The organism is Rhizobium sp. BK619 (assembly GCF_014195245.1).
Lineage (GTDB): Bacteria > Pseudomonadota > Alphaproteobacteria > Rhizobiales > Rhizobiaceae > Rhizobium > Rhizobium acidisoli.
In genome coordinates this window covers 263,450-280,342 of sequence record NZ_JACIBH010000012.1, presented here as the reverse complement: position 1 = coordinate 280,342, position 16,893 = coordinate 263,450, and the positions used below count along the sequence as shown (strand labels likewise).

Below are 16,893 nucleotides of genomic sequence, written 5' to 3'. Positions count from 1 at the left end.
TACCATGACGCGCGCCGCTTACAGCTATCGCAACGATCCCGCCGTGCCCGCTTTTGCCGATGACCAGCCGTTGATCGTCTTCGATGGCGAATGCGTCTTCTGCTCCGGCTGGGTGAAGTTCGCGCTGAAACACGACAGGCAGCGGCGCTACCGGTTTCTCGCCGCTCAGACGCCGCTCGGCGAAGCGCTCTACCGGCATTACGGGCTGAATGAGCGCGATTACGAAACCAATATCCTCATCGACAACGGCCGCGCCTTCTTCAAATCCGACGGCTCGATCCGCATGGTGGCGGGCCTCGGTTTTCCCTATTCGCTGGTCAGGCTCTTCCGGCTGCTGCCGCGGCGCGTTGCCGATGCGCTTTATGAATTCATCGCCCGCAACCGGCTGAAGATCGCCGGCCGGCAAAGCTGCATGGTGCCGACGCCGGAGCAGCGCAGCCGCTTCATCCCATGAGCGGCGACCGGCTCTCGCTGCTGATCATCGGCGGTTACGGCACGTTTGGCGGCCGGCTGGCGCGGCTGCTTGGCGATGAACCGCGGCTCCGGCTGCTGATCGCCGGGCGGTCGCTTGAGAAGGCCGACGATTTCGTTGCCGATCTCAGAGCCCCGAAGGATGGATCTGAGGGCCTGGGAAGCAGCAATCTGGGCGCGAGCCTGCAGGCCGTGCGCTTCGATCGCGATGGTGATCTGGCGGAACAGCTGACGCGGCTGCAGCCGGATCTCGTCGTCGATGCCTCCGGGCCGTTTCAGAGCTTCGGGGATGATCCCTATAAGGTGGTGCGCGCCTGCATCGGCCTCGACATCGATTATGCCGATCTCGCCGACAGCACCGGCTTCGTCACCGCGATCGGCGGGCTTGATGCCGAGGCGAGAGCGAGGGGCGTCTTCGCGCTCTCCGGCCTCAGCAGCCTGCCTGCCCTTTCCTTCGCCGCGCTCGAGGTCATGGCGCCGCAGTTCGCCTGGGTCGAGGCGGTGGCGGCGGGCATTGCCCCCTCCTCGCATGTGAAGATCGGCCTCAATGTCGTCAGCGCGATCGCCAGTTATGCCGGCAAACCCGTGCCGCGGCTCAGCGATGGCAAGGTTTCGAGCGGGCGCGGGTTGATCGATGCGATGCGGGTGACGGTGGCGCCGCCAGGTGCGGTGCCGCTTCAGAGCCGCGAATTCCTGCTGGTGGATGCGCCGGATCTGGCGCTGCTGCCGGCGCGTTTTCCTGAGCTGCAATCCAGCTTCACCGGGGTCGGCACGGAGCCGCAGCCGCTGCAGCGGCTGCTTGGCCTTGCAGCACAGCTGGTGCGGCTGAAGCTCTTGCCGTCGCTCCTGCCGTTTTCGCGGCTGATCCAGCGCGCCAGTCACGGCTTTGCGATCGGCGCGCATCGCGGCGGCATGTTCGTGCGTGTGACCGGCGTCGATGCCGCGGGCAAAAGCCTGATAGGCGGCTGGCATCTGATTGCCGAGGGTGATGACGGGCCGTTCATTCCGGTGACCGGGGTGGCCGCGCTGGTGCGGCAGCTGCTCAAGGGTATCCGGCCGGAGAATGGCGCGCGGCCGGCAACGGGCGAATTGCGATTGGACGATTTCGAAGCGGAATTCCGGCGGTTTTCGATCACGACCGGGATCCGGATGGAAAGCGAGGGCGCCTGCCTGCCGCTCTACCACAGGGTTCTCGGCAGCGCCTTCGAGCGGCTGCCACCGGCGATTGCCGCCATCCACGCAGTCGGGCCTGCAGGCGGGGCGCGCATCGCCTCCGGCCGGGCGCGGATCGAGCGCGGTCGCGGCTTCCTCGCCGGCATCGTCGCCCGGCTGATCGGCTTTCCCCCGGCGGGCGAGGATGTGCCGGTCACGGTGCGTTTTTCCACCGATGGCGAGAAGGAGATCTGGACGCGGGATTTCGGCGGCAAGACCTTCCACAGCCAGCAGCTCGAGGGCAAGGACCGCGACCGGCATCTGCTCGCCGAGGTGTTCGGGCCGTTCCGGGTGCTGGTGGCGCTGGTGCCGGAGGGGAGCAAGTTGCGGCTGGTGGTGCGGGGGTGGCGTTTTCTCGGGCTTCCGCTGCCGCTGTTTCTGGCGCCGGGTGGGGAGACTTTCGAGGAGGAGCGGGATGGGCGGTTCCATTTTCATGTGGAGATCGGCGGGCGGCTGACGGGGTTGGTGGTGCGGTATTCGGGGTGGTTGGTGGTGGAGTGAGGGGGTGGTGCGCCCTCACTTGAGCCGGTGCGCCTAGCCGCCGCCCTCTCTCCAGCCTCATCCTGAGGTGCGCAACCCGCAGGGCGGAGCCTCGAAGGACGGGGCTGGCCACCGGAGCCACCCGCTCTCGTCCTTCGAGGCCCCTGGCGGGGCACCTCAGGATGAGGGCTGATCGTTGTGCGTGCCCATTAAGCGTGAAATGTCTCCCGCACCCAAGGACTTGGGCGCACTGGATTCCTGTGACATCCCTCGGGTCAAAGCCCGAGGACAGGAATGAGGGAGGTTGGGTGGGGGATATCGCAGGCACGCCGCATTCGCCGCACCGTAAATGTCGAGCCTGCCGCACCCTCTCTCCAGCCTCATCCTGAGGTGCGTAGCCCATAGGGCGAAGCCTCGAAGGACGGGGCTGGCCACCGGACACCCGCCCTCGTCCTTCGAGGCCCCTGGCGGGGCACCTCAGGATGAGGGCTGATCGTTGTGCGTGCCCTCCCCTCGCATTCCAGTGTCCTCAGGGCGTTGCCCGAGGGATGTCACAGGAATGAGGGAGGTTAGGTGGGCGATCTAACAGCGACCTGGCGTTCGCGGCACCGTCAGCATGTCGAGCCTGCCGCACCCTATCCCGGCCCTTCGCTTTGGGCTCAGGGCGTTCGCAACTGCAATCGATTCACTGGATCGATTGCTGGCGCTTTGCGCCACCGTTGCTTACCCACCAGCAATCCCCAGCAGTTCGGCGTCCAGCGCCTTCAGATAATCGCCGGCGATTTCGGCGCTGAAGCCGAGGTCGTGTTGGCCATAGCGGGAGGCGACGCGGATGTCGACGAAGGTGGTTTCGGCCTCTTCGCGCAGGCGGATGAGGATATCGAAGCGCAGGCCGAGGATCAGTGTGCGGTTGGTCGCCTGCAGCGTCACGCCGTTGGCGCCGCGGATCAGCTTGGCGACGTCGTCGTCATAGGGGCGCGGCGTCGGCACGGGGATGATGCCGGGCGCATCGGCAACGGCCTCGTCGCCGGGCTCGGGTTTGGCCGGTCCGTCCTCCGGGTCGCGGTCCGGCTCGCTGGTGCCGGTGCTCCTGACGATGACAAAACCGCTCTGCTTGGCGACCTTGCGCACCGCTTCCAGCACGCGGTCGAGCGCGCCCTCATATCGCCGGCCGGTCAGCTCGGGATAGGCCGCCATCTGCTTTTCGCGATCCTCCGGCGTCACGAGATTGCGCTTCAGCCAGATCTGATCGGATTTCGGGGTCGACAGCCAGTCCGGGGCAGAAACCGGGTCGGTGGAGACGTCGTAGATATCAGGCAGGGTCATATACCGCTCGACGGCGAAGGCGCCGATGCCGAGCGGAAAGGCGGCATAGATCAAGGCGGCGAGTGCGGCCAGCCCGCCTTCGGCGCCTGTCATCCAGAGGCTGCGCAGGCCGACAGCGGCCAGCATGGCGGCCAGCAGCCCGCAACCGGCGGCGGCGATCAGCAGCAGCACCAGATAGGGGGTGGCGAGGCCGCCGAAGCGATGGGCGATCAGCACCGCCAGCGCCAGAACCAGCGAAAACGCCCCGAGCAGCCGCGAAAAGCGGGCGGCGCCTGAAATGGGACGGTCGAAACGGATGGCCATCAAACTTACCGGTTGCTCGTCAGCGCCGCGCCATCAAACAACGCAAATCGCCATAACCCTGTTTAGAGCATGATGCCGAAAAGTGTGAAGCGGTTTTCGGACGACATCATGCTCTATTTCTTTGATTTAGATCCGGATTCAGATTTTAGGCCAGCCCGGCCTGAAATCATCCGGATCTGGGCAAGATTCGGCTGAATTGAAACTGTTGTCTTGGAATATCAGCCGGAATTCGCCTGGGATGACGAGGGAGGAGCCAGGGGCGAAAAGCCGCCCACCTCATGAGCCCTTGCTGATATGGTAAAAAAGGGCCATTCTGCCGCGGTTTCATCTCCGAATTCAAAGGCAAGGAGAGACGGGATGATTTCACCGGAGATAGCAGCCAGGCCGCAGGCGTCTGCGCTTGGCGGGATCGATCACAGCGAGCCGATGCTGCCGATGGCGCTGCTCGAGCTCGAACTATCGCTCGAAGGTTATGCCGGCGGCGATGCCGGCTTCTGCGAGGCGGTGCGCCAGGCAGCACAGCGCTCGGGCGGCGAATTGCTGTTCGACCTGCCGGCCGGCGGTCTTATCGCGGATTGCCGGCGCATCGCCGTGCTGCGCATTCCCGATGACGGCAGTCAGATGCGCGTCGTGCTGGCGCTGCTCGATTATGCCGGCACCGAAATCCGCATGCAGGCGCCGGATGAGGAGACCGCGCATCTGGTGCGTTTCGCCGATGCCTTCGTCGCACTGCTGGAGCGGATCTAAGTTTGACCGTGCGTTCTAGCGCCGCTCGGCCGCAGCCTCCGCCAGGCTGCGGAAGGGAAACTTGCGGCCGCATTCGCATTTCAGCATGAAGCTTTCCTGGTGGTTGGACGGCCGCTGCACGCCAAAACCGCGCGGCAGCTGATCGACCTTGAAATCCGGATGCTTGCGCTTGGGATCGTCGATCTCCGAGGCCTCGGCAAAGCCCTCATTGCCGCATTGCGGGCAGTTCAGTTTTTTCGAAAATCGATCGCGGATGGCCATGCTCGTTCCCATGCTTGCCGGCCTCTCATACAGAGAAATCCCCCTTATGCATAGGAAGGTGGCTGGCGAAAGTGGAACCAAGTGCGGCCGATGCCGTTCCTTTTTTCGAAAAGGAGGCGATCATGCCGAACAGAGATCCGATGCCAATCCCGAACGCCGATACGCCACGCGGGCCGACGCCGACCCCCGGCATTCCCGACCCCATCCAGCATAAGCCGCCGCTGACCCCGGCGCAGGATCCGGCCGATACGAAGAACCCGCAGGACCCGCCGCTTGATCCGGCGCTGCTGCCGATCGGCGATCCGGCCGGGGCGGCGTGACCGTCCATCTTCACACTCGCTCGTTCTTGTGCGGAGTCTCCCTATTCTGGCGGCGCGTTTGGCGAAAACGCCAACCACACTCTCCGTCATCCCAATGGATGCGGAGTGGATGCTCTGCTCAAGGCCGAGCATGACGGAGCGTGGGGTGGACACTCGCTCGTTCTTGTGCGGAGTTATTCCTACTCCGGCGGCGAGTTTGGCGAAAACGCCAACCATCCTCTCCGTCATCCCAGGCCTTGAGCCTGGGATCCATGCAACTGTCGCTGATGGATGCGGCGTGGATGCTCGGCTCAAGGCCGAGCATGACGGAGGGTGGGGTGGGCAGGAGAAACCATTCACAGGTAGACGTCCCTGTCGGCCATCCGCCAGCGAAACCAGGGGCACGCCCGCGGCCCAAAGCTTGACGCCCGCACCCGAATGGCATTTCCTCAGGGAAAAGCTAGGAACACACCAATGCGCATTCCCCTTCTCATCACCCTGCTTGCCGTGACGGCCGGGCTTTCCGCCTGTCAGACGATGACGCCGGAGGAGCGGCGGGCGGCGGATGAGCAGCGGTGTTTAAGCTATGGTTTCCGCCGCGGCACCGATGGTTTTGCCACCTGCCTGCAGCGCATCGATCTCGACCGACGGGCCGAATCGCGGGCGCAAAGTGCCGAGATGATGCAGAGCATGGCATGGGATCTGAACGGGCCCTATATCTACCGCGATCGCTGGCGGCATCATCATTGATCCCAGGCGCCCGAAGGGCTGCCGCGGGCGCTACTATTTCCCCCCAAGGTCTTTCAGACCTCCTGCAATGACCGCCTGCGCCGCCGCCAGTCTGGCGATCGGCACGCGAAACGGCGAGCAGGAGACATAATCAAGCCCTATCGTTTCGCAGAAGCGGATCGAGGCCGGGTCGCCGCCATGTTCGCCGCAAATGCCGAGCTTCATGTCGTTGCGGGTGCGCCGGCCGCGTTCGGCGGCAATGCTGATCAATTCGCCGACACCGTCGAAATCGAGCGAGATGAACGGGTCGTGCTCGATGATGCCCTTGCGCTGATAGGTGGGGATGAAGGCGGAGGCGTCGTCCCGCGAGATGCCGAAGGTGGTTTGCGTCAGGTCGTTGGTGCCGAAGGAGAAGAATTCGGCGGCTTCGGCAATCACATGGGCGCGCAGTGCGGCACGCGGCAGCTCGATCATCGTGCCGACGAGATAATCGATCTTCATGCCGGCCTCGCGCATCACATCGCCGGCGACCTCGTCGATACGCGCCTTGACGTAATCGAGCTCGGAGCGCAGGCCGACCAGCGGCACCATGATCTCCGGCACGACGGCAGCCCCGGTCTCCTTGGCTGCGGCAACCGCCGCCTCGAAGATGGCGCGAGCCTGCATTTCGACGATTTCAGGATAGGAGATCGCCAGCCGGCAGCCGCGATGGCCGAGCATCGGATTGAACTCGTGCAGCGCATCGACACGCTGGCGAAGGGCAGTCGCCTCCATCCCCATGGCGAAGGCGACCTCGGCGACCTCGTCATCGGTCTTCGGCAGGAATTCGTGCAACGGCGGATCGAGCAAGCGGATCGTCACCGGCAGGCCGTGCATGACGGTGAAGAGGCCGGTGAAATCCAGCCGCTGCATCGGCAGCAGCTTGTCGAGCGCCAGCCGCCTGCCCTTCTCATCGACGGCCAAGATCATCTCGCGCATGACATGGATGCGCTCACCCTCGAAGAACATGTGCTCGGTGCGGCAAAGGCCGATGCCCTCGGCGCCGAAGGAGCGGGCGGCGCGCGCATCGGCCGGCGTATCGGCATTGGTGCGCACCGTCATGCGCCTGGCGCGGTCGGCCCAGCCCATGATGCGGCCGAAATCGCCCGAAAGCTCCGGCTGGATCATCGGCACCTCGCCCTTCAGCACCTGGCCGGCCGAGCCGTCGATGGTGATGATATCGCCCTTCTTCAGGGTGACGCCGATGCCGAGCAGCCGCTCGTTGCGCTGATCGATGCGCATGGTGCCGGCGCCGACGACGCAGGGGATGCCCATGCCGCGGGCAACGACCGCCGCATGGCTGGTCATGCCGCCGCGCGTCGTCAGAATGCCTTCGGCGGCATGCATGCCGTGAATATCCTCCGGGCTGGTTTCGACCCGGAGCAGGATGACCTTGCGGCCTTCGGACTCGGCCTCGACGGCCTCTTCGGCGGTAAAGACGATGGCGCCGGTCGCGGCCCCCGGCGAGGCCGGCAGGCCGGTGCCGATCACCTGGCGGGTGACACGCGGATCGATCGTCGGATGCAGCAGCTGGTCGAGGCTGGAGGGTTCGATGCGCAGCACCGCCTGTTCCTCGGTAATCACCTTTTCATCGACCATGTCGACGGCGATCTTCATCGCCGCCCGGGTCGAGCGCTTCCCCGATCGCGTCTGCAGCATCCACAGCTTGCCGCGCTCGATGGTGAATTCGATATCCTGCATGTCGCGGTAATGGATTTCGAGCTCGCTGCAGATGCGGCAAAGCTCGCGGAAAGCCTCCGGCATCAGCTTTTCCATCGAGGGTTTTTCCGAGCCGGAGGAAAGCCGCCCCTCCTCGGTGATGCTCTGCGGCGTGCGGATGCCGGCCACGACATCCTCGCCTTGCGCATTGACCAGGAATTCGCCGTAAAGCGCCTTTTCGCCGGTCGAGGGGTTGCGGGTGAAGGCGACGCCGGTCGCCGAGGCATTGCCGAGATTGCCGAAGACCATCGCCTGGATGTTGACCGCCGTGCCCCAGCCTTCCGGAATATTATGAAGCTGGCGGTAGGTGACGGCGCGCGCGCTCATCCAGCTGGAAAACACCGCGCCGACGGCGCCCCAGAGCTGCACTTCCGGATCCTGCGGGAATTCCTGCTCCAGCTCCTCCTCGATCAGCTTCTTGTAGAGGAAGACGATATGCTGCCATTCCGAAGCGCTGAGTTCGGTATCGGTTTCATGGCCGAGCTTGGCCTTCTCGTCTTCGAGGATTTCCTCGAAGGCATCGTTGCCGAGGCCCATGACGACATCGGCATACATCTGGATGAAGCGGCGGTAGCTGTCCCAGGCAAAACGCGCGTCGCCGGCATCGTGGCCGAGCGCCTGCACCGTCTCGTCATTGAGGCCGAGATTGAGCACGGTGTCCATCATGCCGGGCATCGACACGCGGGCGCCGGAGCGCACCGAGAGCAGCAGCGGCTGGCTGCCGGCGCCGAAGCGGCGGCCGGTGATCGCCTCTATGCCAGATATGCCGGCGCGCACCTCGGCCTTTACACCGTCTTCGATATGGCGGCCATTCCGGTAATAGGTGTTGCAGGCATCGCCGATGATCGTCAACCCGGGCGGAACGGGCAATCCCAGCGCGCACATCTCCGCCAGATTGGCGCCCTTGCCGCCCAGAATTTCGTGATCGCGCGCCCGGCCCTCAGCCTGCCCGTCGCCGAACGTATAGACCCACTTGGTCATCTTCCCCCCAACACCAAACCGGGATTAGCTTAATCCGTTGGTGTTGAAATGAAAATCGACAAATGCGGCGGAATGTTGCGTTGCACAATAATTCTTCGGCAGGGCAGCGTTCGAAACGATTGAAACATCGCCCGGCAGGAAGACGGCATAAAAAAAGCTTTGCGGGACTGCAACATGTCCCGCAAAGCCTTGTTTCCGTCCGGCCAGGAAAACCGGACGGGGGGTCCCTCAACCCAGGGCACTTTCCTCAAGTAATGGAATGCCCTATCGCTTGGTCTTCACGCAATTCCTGCGAAAGCCGCTTTGCGCGCTTCTTGGAATTGCCCCCGATTTTCCGGTTCTTGCCCTCTGCCCGGAAAACCGCCTGCAAATTCGACAATACGCACATTTGACCGCCCACGTTTCCGCAGAAGCATCAGGTTGCGTTGAAACAACTTCTAATGCAAGTCATCGCAAAGAGCATCACCCAAATGGGGTACAGGCCGCAAAGAAGCCGACCTTTTTTGGTGCTTACGAAATTTCCGGCAAAAGTGCGGGCCTTTTCAGCAACTTTCGGCCGTCGGCCTGACTGTCTCAGCCCCTGCGAGGCCACTCTTCCATGCCTCAGAAATCACGCCGTATGGCGCGCTGTTACGCAATATGACCAAACGCCTCCCGACAAGCCCCGTCTCCCGCCGGTTTCGCCCTCTCTCCTCGCTCAACCCAGGCCCTGAGTCTCGGATCCACGGCCCGACGTTGGTGGATGCCGCATGGATCCTCGGGTCAAGCCCGAGGAGGACGGAGGGTGGGTGGCCGCCGCAGCAAAACAGCGATGGCTGAGGGCGAATGCGGTGGCGTTTCCTGTCCGTCCGCTGCTTCGCGCCGGGTCCACGCCTCCTGCCCGCCCGTCCCCTCAACCTTGGTCATTCCAGGCCTTGAGCCTGGAATCCACGGCCCGGCCTCGGCGGATGCCGCATGGATCCTCGGGTCACGCCCGAGGAGGACGGAGGGTGGGGTCACCGCCGCAGCAAAACAGCCACGGCCGAGGGCGAATGCGGTGGCGCTTCCTGTCCGTCCGCCGCTTCGCGCCGGGTCCACGCCTCCTGCCCGCCCGTCCCCTCAACCTCCGTCATTCCAGGCCTTGAGCCTGGAATCCACGCCGCTGCTGCTGATGGTGCCGAGAGTCCTTGGCGCCCCCCCGGGAAGACGGAGCGCCAGGCGCTGGGTCGAGTTCGCCGAGGCCTGCTTGCCACAAGCAAGCGTTGCAAGTGGCGCACACACTTCCTATCCTGCAGAGCCTGCCAGCGCTTTCTACGGGACCTTCCCATGCTCGATTTTGACCCGCTCTATTCGACCGCGCAGATAGGGGCGATCGGACAGTTCATCGATAAACACTATCCGCTCGCCGGTCCCATTCATTGCCGCATGCTTCATCGCGGCCTGAACGACGTCTATCTTGTCGTTGGCAGCAACGGCGAGCGTTATGTCTTCCGGCTGTCCCACAACCGCGCACGCGGTCGAGCCGACGTCAAAACCGAGACGGCCTTTCTCACGCATCTTTCGCAAGCGGGCGTTCCGGTGGCGGCCCCCATCCCGACACGCGACGGTGCCTTCTTCCTGCTGGGTCATGCGCCGGAAGGCCCTCGCGAGGGTGTGCTCTTCCGGGCGATCGATGGCCGCGGAATAAACGCGACGGACGCCGGCGATGCCAGCGCCAACGGCAGGACGCTTGCCCTGATGCACAATGCCGCCCAGACATTTTCCCCTGACGGCGCGCTATATCGGCTTGACCTCGAACATCTGCTACATCGCCCGCTTACGCGCATATGCGACAGCGGCATCGTCGAAGACGCCGATGTTCTTCGCGATCTTGAAGATATCGCCACGCGGACGGGCAAGGCGATCGAGGCATTCGACACGCTGACCTGGACCTATTGTCACGGAGACTGCCACGGCTTCAACGCGCGCATCAACGATGCCGGTGAAGCGGTGTTTTTCGATTTTGACGACAGCGGCCCGGGATACCTCGCCTACGACCTGTCGGTTTTCCTCTGGGCGAAAGTTTCCTTCGGCCGCAATTTGACCGGCATGTGGGAGGCCTTCATAGACGGATATCGCGCCGTCCGGCCGATCACGCCCCAAGACTTCGAAGCCGCCCACCGCTTCGTCATTGTCCGCCACTTCTGGCTGATGGGCGAATATGCCAGCCGGGCGCAAGAATGGGGAAGCGAAGCCGTCGGCTGGATTGCGCGGGAAGCGAATTTTCTGAAGACCTGGGAGACCGATCAATTTGTCGACCGCCTGTTTTGACCTCCCCTCGCCGCCCTGATCGGCGACGGGCGGAATGGATGATTTCGGCAAGTTGCCTGAAAAGACACGCGGCGCCCTAAATGGGCAACCTCAGGCAATCTCCCGCAAGCGTTCGGCGGTCTGCAGGTCGACGGAGACGAGGGTGGAGACGCCCTGCTCGGCCATGGTGACGCCGAAGAGGCGGTTCATGCGGGCCATGGTAATCGGATTGTGGGTGATGATGACGAAGCGGGTTTCGGTGGAGGCCGCCATTTCGTCCATCAGGTTGCAGTAGCGCTCGACATTATGGTCGTCGAGCGGTGCGTCGACTTCGTCGAGCACGCAGATCGGCGCCGGATTGGTGAGGAAGACGGCAAAGATCAGCGCCATCGCCGTCAGCGCCTGCTCGCCGCCCGAGAGCAGCGTCATGGTCTGCGGCTTCTTGCCGGGCGGCCGGGCCAGGATTTCGAGGCCGGCCTCCAGCGGATCGTCGGATTCGATCAGCTGCAGCTCGGCGGTGCCGCCGCCGAAAAGATGGGTGAACAGCCGCTGGAACTGGGCGTTGACGATGTCGAAGGCGGCGATCAGCCGTTCGCGGCCCTCGCGGTTGAGGCTCTGGATGGCGCCGCGCAGCTTGCGGATCGCATCGATGACGTCGTCACGTTCCCTGATCAGCGCCTCGAGCTTCTCGCTCAGCTCCTTCTGTTCCTCATCGGCGCGCAGGTTGACGGCGCCGAGCCGCTCGCGCTCGATCCGCAGACGCTCGAGCTCGCGCTCGACCTCGCGCGGATCGGGAAGCGCCTGCATGGCCGGGCGCCCGGTCAGTTGCAGCGCCTCGTGCGGCGCGACGTTCAGCACTTCGCGGATGCGGCCTTCGCTTTCCTGGCGCTTCTCGCGGGCCGAAACCAGGCGCTCCTCGGCGCGGCCGCGGCGTTCGCGGCACTCGGCAAGCTCGGAAAGGGCGGTTGCCGCCTGATGATCGGCCTCGCGCTGGATGCGTTCGGCCTCGGCCAAGAGATCGCCGGCGTTGCGGCGCGCCTCCTCGGCCTTCTGCAATTCGCTGAGCAGAGCGCGGCGCTTGTCGTCGAATTCATCCGGCGCCATTTCGAGTTCGGCCGCCTCTTCGCGCGCCTCTTCCTCGCGCTCGCGCAGCGTCGCGACCTGGTCCTCGCCGCTTAGCGCCCGCTGGCGCCAGGTCTCGCGCTCCTGGCCGATCGCCATGATGCGGCGTTGGCGGGCCTCGTTTTCTCGCGCCAGGCTTTCGTGGCGGGCGCGGCTTTCGGCCAGTGCGCCGCGATCGGTCGCGACCTCCGCCTGCTGGAAGCGCAGCCGCTCGTCGATCGCGGTCAGATCGGGCGCATCCTCCAGCTCGATACGGGCATTCTCTTCCTGGACGCCGATCTCCTCCATCTGGGCGCCCAGCTGGCTGACCGCCTCGCTGACGACATCGCGGCGGCGGATGAGATCGCCGGAGGCACGCTCGGCCGCGACAAGCGCTTCGCGCGCCTCGGCGAGATGCCGGGCCGAAAGCCGGCTCATGTCGCGGGCCTCGGCAAGCCGGCGCTCCTCGCCGCGGATCGCATCAGTGGCGGCCGCCTGCCGCTCTTCGGCTTCGACGAGCACATCGCGGGCAAGCGCCGCCTCGCCTTCGAGTTCGGCCAGGCGGTTCTTCTGGGCAAGGCGAAGGGCGGCCGCACTCGGCGCGTCGGCGCCGGTGACATGGCCGTCCCAGCGATAGACGGCGCCCTCTTTCGTCACCAGCCGCTGGCCGGGCTGCAGCGCCGCCATCAGGCGCTCCGCATCGCCTACGGCGACCAGGCCGATCTGGCGCAGGCGGCGGGTGAGTGCTGAGGGCGCGCTGATATGGCCGAGCAGCGGTGTGACGCCTTCGGGAAGGGCGGGATCGCCGGAACCATCGCCATTCTCCGACCAATGGGCCGGCGCCTCGGCAGCAAGCGGTGACTCCAGATCATCGCCGAGGGCGGCACCGAGCGCGGTTTCGAAGCCACGATCGACCTTCAGCTCTTCGGCAACGGGGGAAAATTTCCCGGCCGCGGCACCGGCGGCGAGCATGCGGGAAATGGTGCGCGCCTCGGTTTCCAGCGCATTGAGGCTGGCGCGGGCCTGGTCGACCGGGGCGCGTGACAGCGCCTCGGTCTGGCGGGCAGCGGCCAGCGCCTGCTCCACCACCTGGACGGCGGCCTCGGCGTCGGCAAGGGCGATCTCGCCGGCCTCGACGACGGCGCGTTTTTCATCCGGGTCAGGCAGGCCGGCAATCTTGTCGCCGATGGCTGCGAGTTCGTGGTTGGCCTCGTCCATCTGGCGCTCGAGGCGCATGCGGCGATCGGCGAGATCGCGGATGGCGCGTTCCAGCTGGTTGCGGCCGGCAGCGGCTTCGGCGCGTTCGGCGGTCAGCGCGGTAAAAATGCGCTCGCTGTCGGCAAGTTTTGCGGCGGCTTCCTCAAAGGCCTCGCGGGTTTCCTCGGCATAACGGCCGGAATCGGCCAGGACTTCCGCAATCTCGGCTTCTTCGGCGTCCAGCCTTGCCAGGATAACGGCATTGTCGGCGACCAGCCGCTCCTCGCGGCGAATATCCTCGCCAAGCTGGGCGAGACGGCGGGTCAGCTCGTCGCGGCGGCGCAGGATGCGGCCGGCATCTTCCTCCAGCTGGCTTCGGGCGATCTGCAGGCGCTGCAGCGCGGCGGCGGCACGCGCCTCGCCCTCGCGCAGTTCCGGCAGCTTCAGGCTGGCGATGCCTTGGTTCTTCGCTGCCTCCATCTGCATCTGCGCCTTTTCGGCAACGACTGATGTCGCCTGGTTCAGCGCGCTGTCGGCCTCGGCCTCGGCCTCCTTGGCCTGCACCCAGCGGATATGCAGCAGCATCGCCTCGCGGGCGCGGATATCGGCAGACAGCGTCTTGAAGCGGTTGGCCTGGCGGGCCTGGCGCTTCAGGCTCTCGATCTGGCTTTCGAGCTGCGAGGTGACGTCGTCGAGACGCTCGAGATTGCCTTCGGCGGCGCGCAGCCGCAGTTCGGCCTCGTGGCGGCGGGAATGCAGGCCGGAGATGCCGGCTGCCTCTTCCAAGAGCTGGCGACGGGCCTGCGGTTTTGCCTGGATCAGCTCGCCGATGCGGCCTTGGCCGACCATCGAGGGCGAACGGGCGCCGGTGGAGGCATCGGCAAACAGCAGCTGCACGTCCTTGGCGCGGCTTTCCTTGCCGTTGATGCGATAGAGCGAACCCTGCTCACGCTCGATACGGCGGGTGACCTGGATCTCGTCGCTGTCGTTGAAGGCGGCGGGCGCGGTGCGCGTCGCATTGTCGAGATAAAGCGCCACCTCGGCGGTGTTGCGGGCCGGGCGGTTTCCGGAGCCGGAAAAGATCACGTCGTCCATGCCCGAGGCGCGCATGTTCTTATAGGAATTCTCGCCCATCACCCAGCGCAGCGCCTCGACGAGGTTGGACTTGCCGCAGCCGTTCGGGCCGACGACGCCGGTCAGCCCCCGCTCGATGATGAATTCCGTCGGCTCGACGAAGGATTTGAAGCCGACCAGGCGCAGCTTGTTGAACTTCATGCAGAAGCTCCGAAGCGGCGGGCGGAGTGCTTCTTGCAATTAAGCAGCGACAAAAAAACGGGCGCACGGCTTTCGCCGTCGCCCGTCGTTTCGAAACGATCCGGTTCAGATGAGGCTGTCGATGAGCGCCGACAAGGTTTCAACCGGCATGTCTCCAGAGTAGCGCTTGCCATTGATGAGGAACGTCGGCGTGGCGTTGACGCCGAAATCCTTGGAACCTCTTTCCCGCGTGGCGTTCACTTCATCCAGAAGCTTCTGGTTCGTCAAGCATTTCGTGAAGCTATCCTCAGTAAATCCGGCAAGCTTCGACATCTGCAGCAGTGCGGCGCGGCCATCATCGGCGGCGGCCCAGACCTGCTGCTGCTTGAACAGCATGGAGACCATCGGGAAATACTGTTCCGGCGTGCTCAGCTGCTCCGGATTGGAAGCGCTGCAGCGGGCGAGCATGAAGGCGGCGGCGGCGCGCGGATCGAAGGGGAATTCGCGGATGATGAACTGCACCTTGCCGGCGTCGACATATTTCTGCTTGATGGCATCGAAAGTCGTGTTGTGGAAATGGGCGCAATGCGGGCAGGTCATCGACATATATTCGACGATCTTGACCGGGGCATCGGCCTTACCCAGCGCCATCTCCGGCAGAGCGCCGGGCTTCAGCACTTCGGCCATGTCGACATCGCCGTCGGACTGCGGCATTTCGGTCGGCGATGTCGCCGCCGTCTGCATGGTATCGACATTGGTGCCGTCGGCCATGGTCTTGCCGGAAGACGTTGCATCGGCAGCGTCCTTGCTGTCGTTGCAGGCGGCAAGCGCTGCGGCAGCTGCGGCGATGGCGATCCCACCCAGGAGGCGGCGTTTCGTCAGTTGCATTTCGGACATCTGCATGGGTTCCCCATAAGCAATGAGATTGACGGCATGACTGTGCGATATAACGGCTGGCGGCCGCTCACAAGCCACGGTTCACCAACTTCCTTCAAAGAATTGTGACCGTGATGGGACCGCCCGACAAAATTGCGATCGGTCGGCTTGCGCATCAAGGTTCGGTGATGATGTCGAGGATCAGCGTCGCCAGTGGCTGCTCGGAGCCTGCAAAGCTCTCGATCATGGCCTCGATGACACGGTCGCGATCAAGCACGTCGGCATTGAACGGCAGACCAGCACGCTCGGCCAGAAGAGCGAGAAAGGTCAATTGGGTGCGGCCGTTGCCCTCACGGAAAGGGTGGATGGCGTTGATCTCGGCGAGGAGGTGCGCGGCTTGAATTGCAAAGTCTGCCTGTGTCAGTCCTTGGAAATAGTTCGCCTGGGCCAACTCCTGAAAAATCCGACTCAGTTCGTGCGCAATGAATTCAGGATAGCAGAACCAGTTGCCGCCTTTGCCAATACGGATGGTGCGTATCTCGCCAGCCCAATCGTAAACATCCTGGAACAGATGCTGATGTAGGGTGAGATAGTGAGTGACATCCAGATCGCCCTCCGGCCAAGGCTCATCCGAGCGGAGCACGAACATCGCTGTTTCGAACTCATCGAGATCCTTCTGGTCCGTGAGGTCCAGTTTGTTGAGGAGCACAGGCGTGCCCGGATAACAGAGTGGGTCGTGTTCGGCCGTATAGACCAACGTTTAGGCAGACTTGCGGAGAAACTGCGCGCGGATCGCTTGACGGCGCTCTTCTGTCGGCTGGTCTGCAGTCTCGGCGAGGAGCTTACGCATGCGCGGGCTGAGCACTAGGCCTTCGACCGCACTGATTTTTTCGGCACGTGCCTGGGTCAGGCGACCGGTATTGGCATTGCGGGTCAACTTGGGCTTTTTGCTCATCGTGAGTCAGAACGTAGCACGACCTCATGCAGACTCGCAAAAGGAATTCGTATGATTTGGACGCCGGGATCACTGCGTGCAAGATACAGATAGGCAATCGGATCACCGTCCCCGCTTGCCCATCACCGCGGTCCCCAGACGCTGGATCGCCTGGCGCAGCTTGTCGCCCTCTATGCCCTCCATCATGCCTTCGAGCCTGCGGGCGGCTTCGCCTTTCAGCGGCGGCGGGGTGCGGGAGCGGCGGGCGGCTTGGGAGACCGGCTTTTGGACGATGCGGATCTGGTGGACGGCGGCGAAGCCGAAGAAGCTGTTGATGCGCTGGATGAGTTCGCCCTGGGCATGGGTGAGGAAAAGTGCGCGTGCGCCTTCGCAGGCGATCGTCAGCACGCCGGGGCGGAAGCCGCCGTCCTCATTGCCGCCGCGGGCCCAGGCGATCTTTTCCGGCCGGGTGCAATCGGCGAAATCCTCGCCGGCGATTTCGCTCCACGAGCCGAGCAGCGCCGTGTTGATGCCGGCGCGGCGCGCCAGGACGGGATCGATCAGCCCGTTCGCCAGCTCGGAAATCTGCTTTGCACCTTTGCGTGGATAACTCATCGAAACCCTTGGACGCCCCTGCCAATCGCACAGGCAATTCGCATCACCGGCTTGATCGCGCGGCATTGCTTCGCCAAGTAT

15 protein-coding genes are annotated in these 16,893 nt (G+C 64.3%); 7 read left to right on the top strand and 8 right to left on the bottom strand.

Going from position 1 to position 16,893, the window contains the following annotated elements; translation table 11 throughout:
- Nucleotides 1-4: 4 nt before the first annotated feature.
- Nucleotides 5-454, top strand: a complete 450-nt coding sequence (locus FHX14_RS23610; protein ID WP_184379012.1) for a DCC1-like thiol-disulfide oxidoreductase family protein — start codon at nucleotides 5-7, stop codon at nucleotides 452-454.
- Nucleotides 451-2,184 carry a DUF4166 domain-containing protein gene (locus FHX14_RS23605; protein WP_184379010.1) on the top strand — a complete coding sequence of 578 codons (1,734 nt, stop codon included), beginning with the start codon at nucleotides 451-453 and terminating at the stop codon, nucleotides 2,182-2,184. The genes FHX14_RS23610 and FHX14_RS23605 overlap by 4 nt, the downstream gene beginning before the upstream one ends.
- A gap of 702 nt (nucleotides 2,185-2,886) precedes the next feature.
- Here the strand turns inward: FHX14_RS23605 and FHX14_RS23600 are convergent.
- Nucleotides 2,887-3,792 (bottom strand): DUF1499 domain-containing protein, encoded by a 906-nt coding sequence (locus tag FHX14_RS23600; protein WP_184379008.1) that lies wholly within the window; start codon nucleotides 3,790-3,792, stop codon nucleotides 2,887-2,889.
- 357 nt (nucleotides 3,793-4,149) lie between these two features.
- On the opposite strand from FHX14_RS23600, the gene FHX14_RS23595 reads away from it, so the two are divergent.
- Nucleotides 4,150-4,539: a hypothetical protein gene (locus FHX14_RS23595; protein ID WP_184379006.1), complete on the top strand. Its 390-nt coding sequence runs from the start codon at nucleotides 4,150-4,152 to the stop codon at nucleotides 4,537-4,539.
- A 15-nt stretch (nucleotides 4,540-4,554) separates the two neighbouring features.
- Here FHX14_RS23595 and FHX14_RS23590 read toward each other — a convergent pair whose 3' ends face one another.
- Complete coding sequence (locus FHX14_RS23590; protein WP_037073946.1) at nucleotides 4,555-4,800, bottom strand: hypothetical protein; 246 nt, start codon at nucleotides 4,798-4,800, stop codon at nucleotides 4,555-4,557.
- A 122-nt stretch (nucleotides 4,801-4,922) separates the two neighbouring features.
- On the opposite strand from FHX14_RS23590, the gene FHX14_RS23585 reads away from it, so the two are divergent.
- Both FHX14_RS23585 and FHX14_RS23580 read left to right on the top strand, forming a co-directional pair.
- Entirely contained in the window at nucleotides 4,923-5,120 is a 198-nt protein-coding gene (locus tag FHX14_RS23585) for a hypothetical protein (protein WP_184379004.1), read from the top strand.
- 453 nt (nucleotides 5,121-5,573) lie between these two features.
- The gene (locus FHX14_RS23580; RefSeq protein ID WP_183696203.1) at nucleotides 5,574-5,849 is read left to right on the top strand and encodes a hypothetical protein; all 276 of its coding nucleotides are present in this window, start codon (nucleotides 5,574-5,576) and stop codon (nucleotides 5,847-5,849) included.
- Nucleotides 5,850-5,882: 33 nt separating this feature from the next.
- Here FHX14_RS23580 and ppdK read toward each other — a convergent pair whose 3' ends face one another.
- Entirely contained in the window at nucleotides 5,883-8,567 is a 2,685-nt protein-coding gene (gene ppdK / locus FHX14_RS23575; RefSeq protein ID WP_184379001.1) for a pyruvate, phosphate dikinase, read from the bottom strand.
- 259 nt (nucleotides 8,568-8,826) lie between these two features.
- Here ppdK and FHX14_RS23570 point away from each other — a divergent pair, with 259 nt between their 5' ends.
- Complete coding sequence (locus tag FHX14_RS23570) at nucleotides 8,827-9,135, top strand: hypothetical protein (protein ID WP_128715516.1); 309 nt, start codon at nucleotides 8,827-8,829, stop codon at nucleotides 9,133-9,135.
- Between the two features lie 737 nt (nucleotides 9,136-9,872).
- Nucleotides 9,873-10,856, top strand: a complete 984-nt coding sequence (locus FHX14_RS23565) for a phosphotransferase (protein ID WP_184378999.1) — start codon at nucleotides 9,873-9,875, stop codon at nucleotides 10,854-10,856.
- A 90-nt stretch (nucleotides 10,857-10,946) separates the two neighbouring features.
- Here the strand turns inward: FHX14_RS23565 and FHX14_RS23560 are convergent, their stop codons facing one another.
- The 5 genes from FHX14_RS23560 to FHX14_RS23540 form a co-directional block, all read right to left on the bottom strand.
- Nucleotides 10,947-14,408 (bottom strand): chromosome segregation SMC family protein, encoded by a 3,462-nt coding sequence (locus FHX14_RS23560; protein ID WP_184378997.1) that lies wholly within the window; start codon nucleotides 14,406-14,408, stop codon nucleotides 10,947-10,949.
- 105 nt (nucleotides 14,409-14,513) lie between these two features.
- Nucleotides 14,514-15,290: a DsbA family protein gene (locus tag FHX14_RS23555; protein WP_184378995.1), complete on the bottom strand. Its 777-nt coding sequence runs from the start codon at nucleotides 15,288-15,290 to the stop codon at nucleotides 14,514-14,516.
- Nucleotides 15,291-15,438: 148 nt separating this feature from the next.
- Entirely contained in the window at nucleotides 15,439-16,020 is a 582-nt protein-coding gene (locus FHX14_RS23550) for a Fic family protein (protein WP_184378993.1), read from the bottom strand.
- Nucleotides 16,021-16,023: 3 nt separating this feature from the next.
- Nucleotides 16,024-16,218: a hypothetical protein gene (locus FHX14_RS23545; RefSeq protein ID WP_012556851.1), complete on the bottom strand. Its 195-nt coding sequence runs from the start codon at nucleotides 16,216-16,218 to the stop codon at nucleotides 16,024-16,026.
- Between the two features lie 102 nt (nucleotides 16,219-16,320).
- Entirely contained in the window at nucleotides 16,321-16,812 is a 492-nt protein-coding gene (locus FHX14_RS23540) for a DUF721 domain-containing protein (protein ID WP_003588027.1), read from the bottom strand.
- Nucleotides 16,813-16,893 lie beyond the last annotated feature (81 nt).